Annotated in this window: 11 protein-coding genes and 1 tRNA gene; 2 read left to right on the forward strand and 10 right to left on the reverse strand. The window is 37.0% G+C overall.

Features of this window, described 5'->3' with window-relative positions; translation table 11 throughout:
- Window positions 1-202: 202 nt before the first annotated feature.
- From M0051_RS17790 to M0051_RS17820, 7 genes are all read right to left on the reverse strand, one after another.
- The gene (locus M0051_RS17790) at window positions 203-1,756 is read right to left on the reverse strand and encodes a glycine--tRNA ligase (protein WP_110362616.1); all 1,554 of its coding nucleotides are present in this window, start codon (window positions 1,754-1,756) and stop codon (window positions 203-205) included.
- 164 nt (window positions 1,757-1,920) lie between these two features.
- Complete coding sequence (locus M0051_RS17795) at window positions 1,921-2,166, reverse strand: DUF4834 family protein (protein ID WP_306742899.1); 246 nt, start codon at window positions 2,164-2,166, stop codon at window positions 1,921-1,923.
- A gap of 700 nt (window positions 2,167-2,866) precedes the next feature.
- Complete coding sequence (locus M0051_RS17800) at window positions 2,867-4,339, reverse strand: DUF5723 family protein (RefSeq protein WP_306742900.1); 1,473 nt, start codon at window positions 4,337-4,339, stop codon at window positions 2,867-2,869.
- Between the two features lie 25 nt (window positions 4,340-4,364).
- Window positions 4,365-6,014, reverse strand: a complete 1,650-nt coding sequence (locus M0051_RS17805) for a hypothetical protein (RefSeq protein ID WP_306742901.1) — start codon at window positions 6,012-6,014, stop codon at window positions 4,365-4,367.
- Window positions 6,015-6,169: 155 nt separating this feature from the next.
- Window positions 6,170-8,920, reverse strand: a complete 2,751-nt coding sequence (locus M0051_RS17810) for a DUF3352 domain-containing protein (protein WP_306742902.1) — start codon at window positions 8,918-8,920, stop codon at window positions 6,170-6,172.
- 202 nt (window positions 8,921-9,122) lie between these two features.
- Window positions 9,123-10,682, reverse strand: coding sequence for an aldehyde dehydrogenase family protein (locus M0051_RS17815; protein WP_306742903.1), 1,560 nt, complete (start codon window positions 10,680-10,682; stop codon window positions 9,123-9,125).
- Window positions 10,683-11,061: 379 nt separating this feature from the next.
- On the reverse strand, window positions 11,062-12,057 hold the full coding sequence (locus M0051_RS17820; RefSeq protein WP_306742904.1) for a dihydroorotate dehydrogenase-like protein: 996 nt from the start codon (window positions 12,055-12,057) through the stop codon (window positions 11,062-11,064).
- A 722-nt stretch (window positions 12,058-12,779) separates the two neighbouring features.
- Between M0051_RS17820 and M0051_RS17825 the strand changes: the two genes are divergently transcribed.
- Both M0051_RS17825 and M0051_RS17830 read left to right on the forward strand, forming a co-directional pair.
- Complete coding sequence (locus M0051_RS17825) at window positions 12,780-14,318, forward strand: AbgT family transporter (protein WP_306742905.1); 1,539 nt, start codon at window positions 12,780-12,782, stop codon at window positions 14,316-14,318.
- Between the two features lie 187 nt (window positions 14,319-14,505).
- Window positions 14,506-14,587: transfer RNA gene (locus tag M0051_RS17830), tRNA-Leu, on the forward strand.
- A gap of 129 nt (window positions 14,588-14,716) precedes the next feature.
- Here the strand turns inward: M0051_RS17830 and M0051_RS17835 are convergent.
- The 3 genes from M0051_RS17835 to M0051_RS17845 all read right to left on the reverse strand — a co-directional run bounded on the left by M0051_RS17835 (window position 14,717) and on the right by M0051_RS17845 (window position 17,019).
- Window positions 14,717-15,430 (reverse strand): hypothetical protein, encoded by a 714-nt coding sequence (locus M0051_RS17835; RefSeq protein ID WP_306742907.1) that lies wholly within the window; start codon window positions 15,428-15,430, stop codon window positions 14,717-14,719.
- Window positions 15,431-15,473: 43 nt separating this feature from the next.
- A complete protein-coding gene (locus M0051_RS17840; protein ID WP_306742909.1) occupies window positions 15,474-15,998 on the reverse strand; it encodes a hypothetical protein in 525 nt (174 codons plus the stop codon).
- A gap of 454 nt (window positions 15,999-16,452) precedes the next feature.
- Entirely contained in the window at window positions 16,453-17,019 is a 567-nt protein-coding gene (locus M0051_RS17845) for a hypothetical protein (protein ID WP_306742910.1), read from the reverse strand.
- Window positions 17,020-17,621 lie beyond the last annotated feature (602 nt).

The raw sequence follows: 17,621 nt of genomic DNA on the forward strand, positions 1-17,621 counted from the left end.
TTTAAGCAAGCTGTAAATGTCAGGGTATGACTATGTGGGGCTTATTTTATTGAGAGCCTTACTTAGGGGGAGCCCCTCAAATTGCAGAATTATTTTTTTGCAGCTCTTTTTCCTTGCCCTAAAGGAGAAGGTTAGGATGAGGTGAAAACAAAAAAAAAGCCATCCTCAAACGAGAATGGCTTTCCTATATTTTGAAATTCGCTTATTTCAATTTCTTGAATAAAGATTTCATGCTAACATGTGAATCTAAGATTTCAGCTAGTTTAGAAATCTCGATACGCTCTTGTTCCATGCTATCGCGATGACGAATGGTAACGGTGTTGTCTTCCAATGATTGGTGATCAACAGTTACACAGAATGGAGTACCAATAGCATCCTGACGACGGTAACGCTTACCAATTGAGTCTTTCTCATCGTACTGACAGTTGAAATCGAATTTCAAGTCGTTGATGATTTCACGAGCTTTTTCAGGAAGACCATCTTTCTTTGTTAATGGCATAACTGCCAACTTGATTGGAGCCAAAGCAGCAGGTAGTCTTAATACAACACGTTCGTCGGTTTTTCCATCTTCTTTCTCGATTTTCTCTTCTGCATAAGCTTCCGACATAATCTGAAGGAACATACGGTCAACACCAATCGAGGTTTCCACTACGTAAGGAACATAGCTCTTGTTCAGTTCAGGATCGAAATACTGAATTTTCTTTCCTGAGAATTCCTGATGCTGGCTTAAATCGAAATCGGTACGAGAGTGAATTCCTTCCACCTCTTTAAATCCGAATGGGAATTTAAATTCAACATCGGTTGCAGCGTTAGCGTAATGAGCCAACTTATCGTGATCGTGGAAACGGTATTTGTCTTCAGAGAAACCTAAAGCTTTGTGCCAGCTCATACGCGTTTCTTTCCATTTGTCGAACCATTTCATTTCTTCTCCCGGACGAACAAAGAACTGAAGTTCCATTTGTTCGAACTCACGCATGCGGAAGATGAACTGACGAGCTACAATCTCGTTACGGAATGCCTTACCAATCTGAGCAATCCCGAAAGGAATCTTCATACGACCAGTTTTCTGAACATTTAGGTAGTTTACGAAAATACCCTGTGCAGTTTCCGGACGAAGGAAAATTTTGCTACTTCCATCGGCAGTAGAACCCATTTCAGTTGAGAACATCAAATTGAACTGACGAACATCAGTCCAGTTCTTGGTACCTGAAATCGGACAGGCAATCTCATTATCGATAATGATTTGCTTTAATTCCTCAAGGTCGTTCTTGTCCAAAGCCTCAACAAAACGTTTGTGTACCGCATCCATTTTTTCCTGGTTTGCTTTTACACGAGGGTTGGTTGCTCTGAATTGCTCTTCATCGAAAGAGTCTCCAAACTTTTTCTTCGCCTTAGCAACTTCCTTATCCATTTTAGCCTCAAACTTGGCCATCAAATCCTCGATTAAAACATCAGCACGGTAACGTTTCTTCGAATCTTTGTTATCTATCAAAGGATCATTAAAAGCATCAACGTGGCCCGATGCTTTCCAAATGGTTGGGTGCATAAAAATAGCGGAATCAATCCCTACTACATTTTCGTGCAATTTTACCATTGAATCCCACCAATACTTTTTGATGTTGTTTTTCAATTCAACACCCAATTGTGCGTAATCGTAAACAGCACTTAGTCCATCGTAAATCTCCGACGACTGAAATACAAAACCGTATTCCTTACAATGGGCAACCAGTTTCTTGAAAACATCTTCCTGAGCCATAAATCTTATATTTTGAGTTTATTATTTTAATTTGAACGAAACACAAAAATACAAAAAAAGCCATTCGATGGCTTTTCCATATCATTAATTTCTAGTGTTTTTGATAATTTATTTGCTGGATAGTGTAATACTATCGTTTGCGTAGCAGAAGATTAAAAAAATAATTAATCCACTTCTTCGAAATCCACATAATCACCTACATCCTTTTTGTTTGGATTGGATTTGGTATTTGAATTTTTATCGATGGTAACTTCACCTTCTCGCTTTTCTTGTTCTTGTTGCTGTCTGTTGGCCTCTTTTTGCATTTTATCAAAAGTTTTCTGCACCAAAAAAGGGAACATTGCACGAATGATCAATTTTAGCAGGTAATAAATACCGACAGCAATAATGATAAACTTTATAAATGCCATATTCTTATAATTTGAATGACAAAGATAACAGAATTATAACGAATGAGTAAATAGGAGCATATGAATTGGTATGCTATAGGTGTTGAGACTGATATTGATTTATGCCAAAGAAAAATCCCGAACTCGCAAGTTTGGGATTTTCTTCTAACCACTATTTACTAACCTAAATCTAATTCTATGAAAAAACTTCTCTGTTTTGTACATTACAAATGTAGGTTGTAAATGTGCTAAATGGTTTAAACAAAAGTTAATAAAGTTTAAAAGTGCATTTTAGTGTTCGATTTATACCAAAGAAAAATCCCGAACTTGTTCAGTCCGGGATTTTCTTCTAACCATTATTTACTAACCTAAATCTAATTCTATGAAAAAACTTCTCTGTTTTGTACATTACAAATGTAGGTTGTAAATGTGCTAAATGATTTAAACAAAAGTTAATGAAACTTAAAAGTGGATTGTCGTATCTATTTTTATTTAATACTATTTTGATAATGAGTTAAGCACCTGGTATAATGCCAATAGATTAATGACAGCGTTAAATGCAAAACAAATTTAACCCTAAGGTCATTAATGAATCAGTATAAAACAAGTAAAAACGCACGGCCGTGCGTCTTTACATAAAAAAGGACTACCCACAGAAGGTAGCCCGGAATTTAAATTGATGTAAACACTCTGTTCACACAGAGCAATATAAAGTTACAACTTATTTGTATAATGGTTTCTTTTTATTTCCTAATGGCTCAAACCAAGAGCATTCGTCCTTCTTTTTGTTTTTATCCTTACAGCCAAACAATAGGTTAAAGCCAAAGCGCACATTGGCAACTTGAGCACTGTTTGGTCGAATTGCTGCCAATACATTATCGGTAATGGTATAAAATTGCACAGGACCAAGTTTAGCGGCTACTCCAAATCCTATATTATTGTAAGAATTGTTTACAGCAGTATAGCTTAAGCTTGTACTTAGGTTTCTAAAAAATCTTGCATTAGCCGATAAAGTTAGTGATGATTGAACCTTGCCATTGAAAATCTCTGTTCGACTTAAAGCTCCTAAATTTACCCTATTATGAATTTGATGCGAACCTCCCAAGTAAATCTTGGTTGGTAAGCCCACAGAGTAAGAGCCAGTTAAATCTGACACACGAAACTCGTCTTCGATATCGTCTACCAAATCATCAAAAACATCTTCTATTTCCCTATAGTTCGGATCGTTTGAATTTCCCGATTGTGACCAGTCTGCACCATTGTAGGTGAATGATCCATCTTGAACAAACTCATAGCCGTTCGATTTCCAAGTAATGCCTCCAATATCAAGTACACTTGCGTAAAGTGTGGTTTTCTCATCCATTTTGTAAGTCATACCCAAGTCAACAGCAAAACCTTTGTTATCGGTATTCAAGAAAAAATCTTCATCGAAATCATCACTACTAAAATTGATGTCATCAACAAAACCATTGGCATCGTAAGTAATCTGATTGATTGGAACAGATGCTCTTAATCGATGCTTAGAGTTTAATATCACTTGATCGCCAGTTAAGGATGTAAAAACGGACATGTCTGACTCTTCCATATGAAGATTGGCAATACCAAAAAGAACTTTCCCTTTTACGCCAACAGTCCACTTGTCGTTGATTTTCTTCGAAACTCCCAAGGCAATTTCATGATATGTATTGGCATCAACGCCTAATCCACCCCAATTGGCAGTTCGTCCTCTAAAGTCATAATTACCATTCTTTAAAAAGGTAATCATCTCCTTGTCGAAACTAAAGCGCGAGTCTTCTTTCTCGATTACATCAAGAGTGAAATAGAAGTCTTTTGCTCGAATTCCCAAAGCAAAAAGTGTCAATTCAAATTGCTGAGAAAGAAAGTTTGTGGTTTTTAATGCATCGTGAAAGCTATTCACATTTACTACCAATGAATCGCTTCTAATGCCTGTTCCATCGGTGATTATATCATTGTAAGCAAAGCTGCTATTGCTGTAATTAAAATAGATGGAACTAAGAGCCGGGAAGCCAACAAAGACTTTACACTCTGGCTGTATGGCTGGATTTACTTGGTTTGATTGAGGTACATTTTGCATTAAATACAAAGTGTTGTTCAGTTTTTGAGCCACACCGTTCATATTCGAAATCAAAAAAATTAATCCTGCTAGAGATATCTTGGTTAAAAATCTTGTCATTATAGGATGTTTTAAAGTGCTGATTTTAGTTGCTTAAGTCAAGTTGTGCTTGCACCGATATGGTGAACTTTAGTTCGTAATCGCCTTTTAGTTTCACCGGGATTCCTCCATTTTGGGTACTTACAATTGCATTTATAATGATGTTTTCAGTTTTGTTAAGATTTGCAATTTGAGATTGTGTTAATTTAATTTCGTGGGAAACTTCCTTAATCGAGTTCGGATCAACTACACCAATATTTGTTCCCGAAGTATAAACCGAAGCAGCATCAATTACTTCATTGTCCTTAATTTCATCAATTACATTGTAGTTGGCATCGGTAAGCTGAATGTTTTCAACGGTAACATCAAGTGGGTAACCATTTTGTGCTGTTATTACTACTGCGGCGTTCATTACCTTATCGGCATCGTCAATGTCAACACCATCAATTGTATCCTTAAGCGTTAGGTTTGTTGCGGTAAATTCCAACGGAATTTCAATTTCGATATCGGCATCAATTCTTGAACTATTGCTGACAATGTTTGGCTGAGTGGAAATGTATACCAGATCAGGATTTAAACTTACATTGCCAAAGTAATCCAACCTGTCTGATGGAGGCAATGCCATTAAATCAACAATATCTGAATTGTTTTTATCGTATGTAATGGTTTCTTCATTAGGAGTATCTAAAACATCGGCAATGGTTTTAGGATAATTAGTGGGTTGCAATACATCCGGATTTAAATTTTGTGTAGATCCGCTTGAGCTATAACCAGTGATGTTTGCGTTTATGGCAAAAGGAACACCAACCGAATTGCGCAAGTGAACATGAATTTTAGGATCTGCAAAACGATAATCACCATCTACATCATCCCAAAAGTCAACACCTAGGTCAATACTACCTGTTCCAATGTTAATTACTTGCTTGCCAAAATCACCTGATGCAGTTATAAAGTCGATATTCTGCACCGTTAAGTTGACTCCTACATCTCCGCTTCCGCTGATAGTAGTTCCATTATCACGTATGTAAACTGAGAAATCAATGTTAACTTCGTTACTGGCAGTGTACGGAGTTTTAAAATTGACTGTAGCATTGTTAAGTGTAATGCTTTCTGGTTGATTGTTAGCATTAGCCCCTACACGAAAAGTTCGAGTCACCACGGTTCCACTTTCAGTTATTCCAGGAAATGTAACCGTTAAATCAATTTCGGTATTCAAAGGGTTGCTTAAGCTTAAATCGATAGTTGCATTTAGCTGCAAATCAGAAAGAATAATGTCTGGATTTCCGGCATCAACTGGGAATGTTTCAGAAAATGGTATTGGATTCGTAGGGATCGATGAATGTGGAACTCCCACGAAAGTACCAATTGTGATACCAAGGTTTTGACTCACCTGATTGGGAAAGTCTAACACTTCATCCACAGCATAAGTAAAAATATCATTTTCACGATGTCTTATCACAAGGTTGTTTCCTTCCAAAAATATGGTTTGATCGTTTGGATCTAGCTCATGTTCGTTTAAAAGATACCAAAGCGTATAGGTTCCATATCCAACAGGAGCAATCATGTTTGGAGTCCATTCAACTTTATCCGATAAGCGATCCATATCGTAATCATCAGAATCGAAGCAAGATTGTGTTGAAATGGCCAAAAGTCCACATAGTATAAGTGGAATCAGAAATCGTGATTTAGATATCATAGTAATGTAATTAAATAAACAATATTAGTTTTGAACCGAATTCAACACCTAAAACCCTAGCTTTAATGTTAAATATTGTCTGGATCAAAAAAACAATTAATCATGTAAGAAAATAGATTTGATACATTAATTCGTTGATATTGTTGACAAACGGCCTAGTGTACGGAATAGTTTAATAAGAAGTTGCGATTATCACCTACATAAAGATTAAACGATTTGTTGCCCGCTTTGGCAAAACCAATTGAAAATTCGGTGTTGCCCTTTAACGGGAAGCCAGAATGATTATTTCCTTTCAAATCGATTAAGTAGATTTTATTTTCGTTTTCCGTGCATATGCCAATTTCTATTTTTCTTCTCGAGAACTTGTAAACATTGGGTCTGTAGCTAATTCCAGAATCGAATTTCTTCTCTAGCTTTTGATTCCCCGATGCATCGAAAATTTTTAGGAAATTGTAATCAGCAAAAAGATATTCGTTCTTTCCATCGGAATTTAAATCGGCTGCCGTAAAATAATGTGCTTCCGACAACTGAGTGAAAGACCTAGACTCGACCTTGCCATTAAAGTAGATGTAATGAATGTTTCCATTGGTATCACTAGTCACCAATCGATTACCTTGTTTCTCAAGATAAAAAGGATTGTTCTCCGATTTAGAGAATTGCTTTTTCAGTTTCACTCTTTCGGCACCACGACGGTTTAAAATGTAAACTCTGTACTTATCAGCATAAGCAATGTAATCTTTGCCTCCAATTCTGAAATGTTGAATTTCGCAAGTAATCGGGTTTTCTGCTTTGGCAGGATTCCATCCCGTAATAATTTTACCCTCTTTTGAATAAGCATATACACGCTGATTCTTACAAGGAATAAAAATGCGGTAATTTTTGTTCTTGTCGTAATCGAAAATGGCTATGCCATGAGCAGCTTCTGCTTTCAGGCGAATTGGATAATTTTTTACGTAGTTTCCGTTTCTATCGATCAAGTGCAAATGATTCTTGGTTGCAAAAAGGTATTGCAGCTTGTTGTTTTTGAAATAGTCGATTTGTTCAACCTTACCGATTATCTGTGAATCCAAAGGTTTTTTCCAAAGCACTCTACCTGATGGATTTACCAGGTAAATTTGGTTTTGAATATCTTGCACAAAGATTTCATTCTCTTTGGTATAGTGGTTTTTAACCAGATATGGTTTGTGACGGAAACAAGTATCAATTCTCGATTCCCAATCGGTTTGAGGAGCCGATTCCAGAACCGGATCATATTCAATAAACAAGTTGTTATATACCAGATTTCTGTTTGAGCTCAATTGCAAGCCAACTGCCTGAAATTTGTTAACACTTTCCTTATGGTTTCGTATTTCAGATTGTAGTTCCTCATTCAAAAAACTCGTGATAAAACGATTTGCCTTTGGCGTTGAAGTGTAAAAGAAGAAGTTCGCTTTATTCGATAAAAACTCTTTGTTTTCCTGATAGTTTTGATTGCTGTCCAAAGTCTTACCCAACACAGATTCCTGAATAAATTCAGACAATGCATTAATGCTTGGCCCCATTACCAAATAGTTATCGATAAAGGTAAAGTAAGCCGATGAGGCATCACTAAAGAAACTACCAAATAACTTTTCTGGTAGTCGATCTTCTGGTAATCGGTAAATGTCAAAAGAAGTTTCAGAATCGAGTTTGTAAGTCCTTTTGTAGTAGGATAGGGTTCGTTCCTGGTTTTTCGCAAAACCAAGAATTGGTTTTAGCATCTTCTCTTTTGCGATACTGGCACTCTTGGTACGGATTACAGTAAATTTTTTATCGGCATTTCCTTCTGCAAAGGCCAATCCAATTTCTTTATAAATGATCGAGAAAATGATCTCTTCAAAATCTTCACCTGTTTTCTTTTTCAGGTCATTAATGGCTTTCTGATAGTCTGAAAGTTTGCCCATCTGATCTAAAAATTTGCGGTATTTACCTTTGTGAAGCAGTGGGTCGTCTATGCCCAACACGGCCAAAACGCCAGTTGTAGCCGGAAGAATGGATTCCATTTCCATCTTCACAGGTTCTTGCTGTAAAAACAGGTTCATCAGGTTTCCTTGACTTGGATCACTATAGGTAAATCCATTCATCAGGATAATTCTATTTCTGAAACTCAAATCTAGCTCTGTCCAGTTTCCAATATTGGTATAATTGCGAATGAATTTGCTATATTCCTTGTTTAATGAAAAGGAAATTTGTTTTGGGAAAGTCTTTAAGTTCAAGAAGATATTTGCATCGACATTTTTGCCAATGGTTCTTCTGATTTGCTCAAATCCTTTGGTTTTAGATATAGAATTATCAGTGCTTAACTGGCGAACAGAGTTTTCCAATAATAGCATCGATCTACTCGCCAGGAACAAGCCTTTTGAGAAGGTAAAGTGTAATTCTTTTTCCTTTTTGCTGGCTGCAGGAATGCTGTATAGGGTTGTGTTTTGATAGTTTCGTTCTCGCAATGCCAAGTCTGGCCCAATCCAATTCGAAACAGCAGTTTGTAGTTTCTTTTCTTCCAGATAATCCAGTATTGGCAGAATGTACAAATATTCAATGTCATTTTTTCCTTGCAGATGACTGGCCATGGTAAATGATCGGTCCAATGTAAATTGATGATCGGAATCAATCTTACTTGCCAAACTATCTATGAACTGAAGGTTCTCGTTGATTTTTGCAATTTTTTCGAACTTGCTCAACTCTGTCCAGATGCCAGTATTGTTTTCCAATTTTGTAATGAGTTGCTCTAAACTTTCAAATTGAACGATTAATTCCGAGTTTACAGGAATTGCTGAAAAAGGATCAACGCCTTTGTATTCCTTTTGTTTTTGAAGATATAGATAGCCTAAAACAATGATTGTCAAAAGCAAAACAATAAAGAAAGAGGTAAGTATTTTTTTCAGCATAGTAAACAGATTGCAAGGTATAGTGTTGCTTCAAAAATAAGAATTTATATAGTGTTTAAAAAATTATGTGAAAGGCTTTTGTGTCAATGCCTGCTTATTTCGTGAATTTAGGATTTTGCTAGGTGAAAGCTTGAGTTTTTGATACAAAAAAAGCCCCGACTAAAGTCGAGGCAAAAATGTTGAAAATCTAGTATCGGTTGAATTACAGATCAAACTTGATTCCCTGAGCCAAAGGCAAATCGTTTCCAAAGTTTAGGGTGTTGGTTTGTCTTCTCATGTATGTCTTCCAGGAATCGGAGCCTGACTCGCGACCACCACCTGTTTCTTTTTCACCACCAAAAGCACCACCAATTTCGGCACCCGATGTTCCGATGTTTACATTGGCAATACCACAATCGCTACCTACGGCAGAAATAAAGGTTTGTGCTTCTCTCATGTTTAGGGTAAATATCGATGAGGATAAACCTTGAGGAACATTGTTGTGCAGTTCAATGGCTTCATCAAGTGTACTGTATTTCATGATGTACAGAACAGGAACAAAGGATTCATCCTGAACAATTTGCCAGTGGTTTTCTACCTCACAGAAAGTTGGTAATACATAGTTTCCTTCCAGTACTTTGTCGCCAAATACAATATTACCACCAGCTTTCTTCACCTCTGCAATGGCATTTTGGTAAACCTCAACCGCTCCTTCATCAATCACTGGTCCCACCAATGTGTTTTCATCAAGCGGATTGCCAATTTTGGTCTCAACTTGCTTGTAGGCATTTAGCAATCGGTTCTTCACATCATCATAAATGCTTTCGTGAATAATCAAACGACGAGTTGAAGTACAACGCTGACCAGCTGTTCCCACCGAACCAAACACGATGCCCGGAATGGCCATATCCAAATCGGCAGTAGGAGCAACAATGATGGCATTGTTTCCACCCAATTCTGCAATGGTTCTTCCCAAACGAGCACCTACTTTTTCGGCAACTCTCTTACCAATGGCTGTCGATCCGGTAACGGAAATCAACGGAACACGCTTGTCTTCTATAAAATTATCGCCCATTACCGATGATTTTGCAACCACTAAGTTGAATACACCTTCAGGAACGTTATTGTCTTTTAATACTTTTTGAATGATTTTGTGGCAAGCAATGGCACAAAGTGGCACTTTTGAGCTGGGTTTCCAAATTACAACATCACCACAAACCGCTGCAATCATGGCATTCCATGCCCAAACGGCAACCGGGAAGTTGAATGCAGAAATTACACCAACCAATCCCAAGGGATGATACTGATCCATCATTTTGTGATCTGGTCTTTCCGAATGCATGGTAAATCCGTAAAGCATTCTCGATTGTCCCACTGCAAAGTCGCAAATATCAATCATTTCCTGAACTTCGCCCAAACCTTCCTGGTAAATCTTACCCATTTCCAGGCTAACCAATTTGCCCAAATCTTCTTTGGCATCGCGTAAAGCATTTCCAATTTGTCGGACGATTTCACCTCGTTTTGGTGCTGGCATTTTTCTCCAAACCTTAAAGGCTTCCTGAGCTTTTACCAGAACTTTTTCATAATCATTCTTATTAGCATTTTTAACTTTTGCAATAAGCGATCCGTCAATAGGGGAATACGATTCTGTGATATCTCCCTTACAATCGAACCATTCAGTTCCAGTTGATACTCCGGCATTTACATCTGCTATGCCTAGTCGATTTAGTGTTTCTTGTACTCCAAAATTCTTTTTGAGTTCTTGTGAAGTTGTAATTTCCATCTGATTATGAATTTATTGTGGTATTAAGGGTTAATACTTGAGAAGAATACAATTTAATAAAACTAAATCTAAATAGTAATGATTTTTATCAGTTTATTTCAACTGTTTTGAATTCTAAGTTCTCTAATTTCAATTGGTTTGTCTTTTTATTCTCAAAAGGTATAAAATTGAAATGCCGTTGTATTCATAGTGCTTATACATGCTAAGCATATCAACAGGGAAAGCTGCTTATGTGTTCTGTTATAAGAAGCTATAAGTTTCAGGATTTAATCCTTAATACAGGAAATTTATGTGATTTTTTTCAGGAATTCAACTCACAAAAAAGCCCGAACCAAAAAATGGGTTCGGGCATGCTGTATTTAATTGAAAATAAAAGATTTTAGCACATAATGAAATTTCTAAAATGCTTCATAAACTGAACTCTTTGGTAGGCAGCAGGATCATTAGCATTCGACTGACACATCTTTCCTTTAAAGTCGCGAATGTTTTCGAATCCCTGGTCTTCCATCCAAGAGTAGATTTCTTTTAATAAAATATCAATGTATTCTGGTCCGTTTTTGTAAATCACAGAAGCCAACTGAACGGCATCAGCACCAACCAAAATGTGTTTGATAATGCTCTCGGAAGTATGAATCCCGGTCGTTCCAGCCAATGAACATTTCACTCTATCCGACATGATGCCAATCCATCTTAATGAATTTTTGTAATCATCCGAATGAGAAAGAACCTGTCCGTTGGTAATACCTAGATTATGAATATCGATATCAGGACTGTAAAAACGGTTGAACATTACAATTCCATCAGCATCCATATCATCCAACTTCTTGATCATATTGGCCAGGTTCGAATGGTAAGGACTAATTTTTAAAGCAACAGGAATGGCAACTTGGTCTTTAACGGTTTTCAAAACGTCGTAATAAATTTTCTCGTTTTCTTCACCAGATCTGTTCATGTCAGTTGGCAAAACAAACAAGTTAATCTCTAGTGCATCGGCTCCAGCCTTTTCAATTTCTCGGGAAAAATAGGTCCACTTTTCGGCGCTAACGCAGTTGATACTTGCAATTACAGGAATCGATACGGCGGCTTTGGCCTCTTCAATTAACCTTAAGTACTTGCGAAGAATATCCTCATGTGGCTCTTCCTGCATGTAATCAAAAGTCTCCGGATAAACGTAAGGACGACTTGTCATGGCATGCATTTGCTCTTCCATTTCCATGATGATTTCTTCTTCGAAAAGAGACTTTAGAACAATGGCACCCGCACCATTTTCTTCCAATTCCACTAATTTTTCTACGGAATCAGTTAAACCAGAGCTGGCAACAATAATTGGATTCTTTAAATCAAGTCCTAGGTAGTTTGTTGTTAAGTTAGGCATATCAGTTAAGTTTTGTTTGTGTGATTTTATTGATTTCCTATCAAATTTAATTGGGGAAATAGTTTATTACAAATCAATAATCTTTATACTAAGATAGAAAATCCTGATGTTAATGTTCCTTCTATGGTCGTTAAAATTAAGTTTTGTGCTATAAATCAGAAGTTAAGGTAGAAATCATTAAGCAGAAAAACTGATACAGGTATGAAAAATGTAACTCTGTATCATTTATTATTGGGTAATTAAGGTTATCATTATCGACCTTTACTATCCTCCAGTTACGATTCTGGGCATTGGAAGATCAAGCTAATTAGAGGCAGAAAAATTTTTAGTAAGACGGGGAAGCTGATCCCGAAATAGATTTTGTAAGCATTTGAGAAGCAAATGCAACAAAAATCATAATCGGGAGAAGATCACGCCGCCGCACTTAAATTTTTCAAGTATAAATAGTTTGAACTTACACGCCCTAGTCCCGATAGCTATCGGGATTTTGCATCCTTTTTCATCAATGGAAAAAGGATGAGCCATGCGGCTGGAGCACATCAAAGTATAGAGAATAAATTATCACTCATCTTAGTTTGCAATTGTTTTGATTACCCACTGTATTTCATATAGAACCAAAAAATATTAAGCTTACAATTCTTCTTGCAGCATAATTCTTTTTTCACTTTTTTTGTGGCTTCACATGAATTGACAACAAACTAAACCAACCTTAACTGATTAAAATGGAGAAGAGTGTACAGAAAAAGAAAAGTTGGACCGATAGGTTTCTGAATGTAACAGAGAAATTCGGAAATGCCTTGCCGCATCCAGCTACCTTATTTGCAATTTTTGCTGTAATGGCAATTTTATTATCGGGATTGGCATCCCTATTCGGATGGCAGGCAGTTCATCCAGGAACCAAAGAAACCATCGAGGTGGTAAATTTATTATCTATTGAAGGATTGCATCGCATTCTGATAGAAATGGTAGATAACTTTACCGGATTTGCGCCTTTAGGAATTGTAATGGTAGCCATGTTGGGGATTGGTATTGCCGAAAGTAGTGGATTAATTGGAACATTAATTCGCAAACTGGTATTATCGGCACCTAAAAAGATGCTAACCTTCGTATTGGTACTATCTGGTATCTTATCAAATACAGCTTCTGATGTAGGATATGTACTTTTAATTCCTTTGGCAGGGATTATTTTCGTGGCAGTTGATCGACATCCAATTGCTGGTATGGCAGCTGCTTTTGCCGGTGTGTCAGGTGGATTCTCGGCCAACTTAATTCTGGGAACCATCGATCCTTTGATTGCAGGTCTTTCGCAAGAGGCTGCTCGCATTGTTGATCCTACGGTTACGGTAAATCCAACCGCCAACTATTACTTTATGGTGGCTTCTACCTTTGTAATTGCCATTGTGGGTACCTTGGTTACCGATAAATTAATTGAACCACGTTTGGGTGTATATAAAGATGCTGGTTTACACAAGGAAGAAATTCATGACATCACGGATTTAGAACGCAGAGGCTTGCGTTGGGCTTTGTATGTAGTGATTTTCTTAACTGCCATTACCCTTTGGGGATTAATTCCGGAAGATGGATTCTTTAGAGGACCAGATGGTGGATTCTTAACTTCACCTTTAATTAAAGGGGTAGTAGCCTTGCTATTTTTAGGAGCAGGAGGATGTGGTATTGCTTACGGATTTGGAGCCAAAGTTTTTAAAAACGATGCAGATATCATGAAGGGAATGGCAAAATCGATGCAATCTCTTGCCGGATACTATGTACTGGTGTTTTTTGCAGCGCAATTTGTTGCCTATTTCAAATGGTCGAACTTGGGGGTAATTATGGCCATTAAAGGGGCAGGAGCATTGATGGCTGCCGAAATCGGTATGATTCCATTAATGATTCTTTTCGTGCTTCTATCGGCACTTATTAATATGCTTATGGGATCGGCATCGGCAAAATGGGCCATTATGGCACCAATTTTCATCCCGATGTTTATGCTGATGGGTTATTCGCCGGAACTGTCGCAGGTGGTGTACCGAATAGGGGATAGTGTTACCAATGTAATTTCTCCAATGATGAGTTTCTTTGCTTTAATCATTGCTTATTTCCAGAAATACGAAAAGAATGCAGGTATTGGAACCATTATTGCTACCATGTTGCCATATTCGGTTGCATTTTTCGTGGTTTGGGTAATTGTTTTGATGGTTTGGATTCTTCTAGGATTGCCATTGGGACCAGGAGCAGGCCTTGAATACAGCATGCCACAATAAAATTTTAAAAAAAAATGCTGCTCAAATGAAATATTTCTTTTGAGTGTAAAAATATGAATCTCAGTACTTGTGGGGCTTTCCGCCTCATGTGCTGAGATTTTTTTATCACTTTTTTTTCAAAAAAATGTAGTTTTTGTTTTGCGAGAATCAAACAAAGGTCTATATTTGCATCGCATTCAAAAGCAATGCCCAGGTGGCGGAATTGGTAGACGCGCTGGTCTCAAACACCAGTGGGGCAACCCGTGCCGGTTCGATCCCGGCCCTGGGTACTAAAAAAATCCTTTCGATGATATTCGGAAGGATTTTTTTTATGCCATTTTCAATGTAAATGATCTTGGTCTAAAAATATGCGAATGGCAACCGCTTGTATATTTAAATTGGCTTGTAAGACGAAACTATTATTCCCCGGTACTTGTTTCCTCCACTACACTTTCTGTTTCTTCTTCTTCGCTATGCGATGTTGATTTGCTTGAACCAAACAAAACATAGTCATTATAGAATGCTTCGTTCTTGTGTTCCCAAATTCTTTTGCCTACATCACAAAGCTCCGAAATCATCTTATAAAGTTCGCTACCCTTATTTAGGCGTTCTAAGCTTTTTTGTTCGCGAACCGCTATGGCATCGGCCTGAGCATCTATGGCATCATCCAATGCCTTGGTAGCAGATTCGGCAGCGGTAAAATCCTCAATGGTTAAATTCCGTTTCGCCAATTCATCCGGCATTAACCTGGCGGTTTTAATTACATGCGATGCATAAGGAATTAACTCTTTATCGTTAAGTTTCTTTAAGCCAGTAAATCGAAACATTTTGTATTCTTTCGTATGCTCACCCAAAGCCAATTTCGATTTAAATGCAAACTCACCAAGAATTTCTACCAATTTGCCTTTGCAATTCTCTTTTTTGTTGGTGGCCAATACCTTTTGTCCTTCCCAAAACATGTCCGATTCTACCTCTTTAAAAGCAAGACATTTTGCGGCAACCTCTTCGTGAACATTTTCGGCATAGCCATACTTTTGAAATTCTGTGATATCGCGCTGTACAACCATAGCAACTCTATCGGCACGTTGTATTAATTCAGGATAACTTAAATTAATCGATCTGTTTTCTTTCATAGTTTTAATTTTCAATTGTAATAGTATTGATTTTTTGAAAGTATTAAGTTATTAATAAAAACCAAATTAAACAATTATGTAATAATTGTGTGATTGATTTAGTTTTTGTGCCATTAAAACTTTGTGAAAATATTATAAAACTTATAAGTGAAAAACTATCCTTTCGTAATGGTTTAATATGCTTGGGTTTAGTTTGAGTAGGAGTTTTGGTGTATTGAGTGGGTTTAATTGTTTGAATGTAGTTTTTAATGCATTTTTGGTACATACCAAGGCATAATTTAGTAGTTGTTTGGTATGTGATTATGAATATCAAATAAAACACCTTAGAAGTAGCCAATTCCGCCTTACGATCTGCCAGCCCCGCCATAGAAGTAGCCAATCCCACCTTACGACCTGCCAATCCCATCATAGATATTGTTAAACCCGCCGTACGAACTGCCAATCCTGCCTTAGAAGTTAACAAGCTCGGCTTACGATCTGCCAATCCTGCCTTAGAAGTTAACAAGCTCGGCTTACGATCTGCCAATCCTGCCTTAGAAGTTAACAAGCTCGGCTTACGATCTGCCAATCCCGCCATAGAAGTTAATATACCCGACGGGAATGGCAACAAATAATACGGGATTGACAGAAAATAGGGCGGGGCCAGAAGTAAGTAAGTGGGCATTGCCAGTATCTAAGCCAAAAGTGATAGAAAATAACCCAAGAAGAGCAGAAAATACATAGGCGAGTTTAACTGGTAAGCCAAAAAGAACAATACCTAAGCCAAGGCTAGCAAAAAATAGTGCGGGAATATCAAGAAATAGGCTTGCAATGCCAGACAATAATGGAAAATTACTGAATGCAAAAGCCTGTCCCGATAATAGGGAAGAGATGCTCGAAGGACAGAGAGGTTTTGAATAAATGCATTAAAAAACCCACTCACATTATTGCAAGTGGGTTGTGTTTACATTATTTTCTTTGAAAATAGATACGAGCGGCACGCTCGCACCAGCAGTTAGTGCATACTCGGACTATTTGGGCCTTCACAAGCTACTTACATCTGGAGGCAATTCAATAAACGTTTCCAATAATACTTTAAAAAAATGAATAAATCCTTCTTCTCCAATGGTCTTTTTTAAAGTGGTAATTTCAGAAAAATCGACCTTTTCTTTTCTCACCATACATGTTACAAATATTCTTTGATAAATTATAATTGCCTCTAGAAATAAATTGATATTAAATGCACATGTACTTTCTACATTTTGGCTTTCTCTATTCACACTCTTTATTTCATTTGTCACAATATCTTCTGCTAAATAATATACATCATGATACCTTCCGAAAACTCTTAACCTATCATCATACTGTGTTATTTTATTATCGAAATATAAATGCCCAATAGTCTTGGAAGAGATATTTGATTGATAAATAAGATCATATAGTTTATCATTACTTGCACTAAAATCACTATTAAAAGAAATTAAGTAATCTTCCCTTAAATCTTCCGCAAATTCTTTATCAATATCTACTAGCCCATTGCTATTATTAACAATATCTTTTGCAGTAGGAGCAAGTTTGTTCATACTTACAATAAATTCTTCAATTTTCATATTATTTGATTTTTTCATTTACGCTCCTATATAATTTGTGGATTTCCCTGTTTCATGATTAATTGACTTGAAGCCAGTTCCTAAGTACCCTTTACCAATGTACTTTCCAGTTTCTGGATCCCCAACTGCCGCAAGTCTGAGACTTGTGGCAATAACATCAATACTTCTTAACTTTCAACAAGTATATCTTTAAATTGAGATCTGACTCATAATTATTGTACAAATAAGGAATTACTAATGTAGCAATAATTGGTTGGTTCTGCAGTAAGTAAATTAAACCCAGCCATTTTAACAGACTTGTATGTTATGGTTTTAGCCACAAGTCACAGACTTGCGGCAATTTGGAATATAGTTGTATAGTAAAATACCTGTCAGGTTTCTAAAACCTGGCAGGTATGTTAATTCATGAATACAAAAAGCCTGACATTTTTTGTAAAGCTGTAAATCAATTCTCTCCTAGAGGAGAGATGTACCCCCCGCTGCCGCACGAATCCTTTCGTGTGGCTATTACATTACAACAATAACATCTTCCAATGTTCCTTTTTCGCCTCTGTAATCTTTAGCACTGCCATAGATGTATTCTTCTGGAAATGTTACCAGTC

Source organism: Marinifilum sp. D714, from assembly GCF_030851345.1.
GTDB lineage: Bacteria > Bacteroidota > Bacteroidia > Bacteroidales > Marinifilaceae > Marinifilum.

Coding starts and splice junctions, on each gene's coding strand:
- M0051_RS17815 (WP_306742903.1), bottom strand. CDS start 10,682: ATGGAAATTACAACTTCACAAGAACTCAAAAAGAATTTTGGAGTACAA.
- M0051_RS17825 (WP_306742905.1), top strand. CDS start 12,780: ATGGAGAAGAGTGTACAGAAAAAGAAAAGTTGGACCGATAGGTTTCTG.
- M0051_RS17800 (WP_306742900.1), bottom strand. CDS start 4,339: ATGACAAGATTTTTAACCAAGATATCTCTAGCAGGATTAATTTTTTTG.
- M0051_RS17790 (WP_110362616.1), bottom strand. CDS start 1,756: ATGGCTCAGGAAGATGTTTTCAAGAAACTGGTTGCCCATTGTAAGGAA.
- M0051_RS17820 (WP_306742904.1), bottom strand. CDS start 12,057: ATGCCTAACTTAACAACAAACTACCTAGGACTTGATTTAAAGAATCCA.
- M0051_RS17795 (WP_306742899.1), bottom strand. CDS start 2,166: ATGGCATTTATAAAGTTTATCATTATTGCTGTCGGTATTTATTACCTG.
- M0051_RS17810 (WP_306742902.1), bottom strand. CDS start 8,920: ATGCTGAAAAAAATACTTACCTCTTTCTTTATTGTTTTGCTTTTGACA.
- M0051_RS17845 (WP_306742910.1), bottom strand. CDS start 17,019: ATGAAAATTGAAGAATTTATTGTAAGTATGAACAAACTTGCTCCTACT.
- M0051_RS17805 (WP_306742901.1), bottom strand. CDS start 6,014: ATGATATCTAAATCACGATTTCTGATTCCACTTATACTATGTGGACTT.
- M0051_RS17835 (WP_306742907.1), bottom strand. CDS start 15,430: ATGAAAGAAAACAGATCGATTAATTTAAGTTATCCTGAATTAATACAA.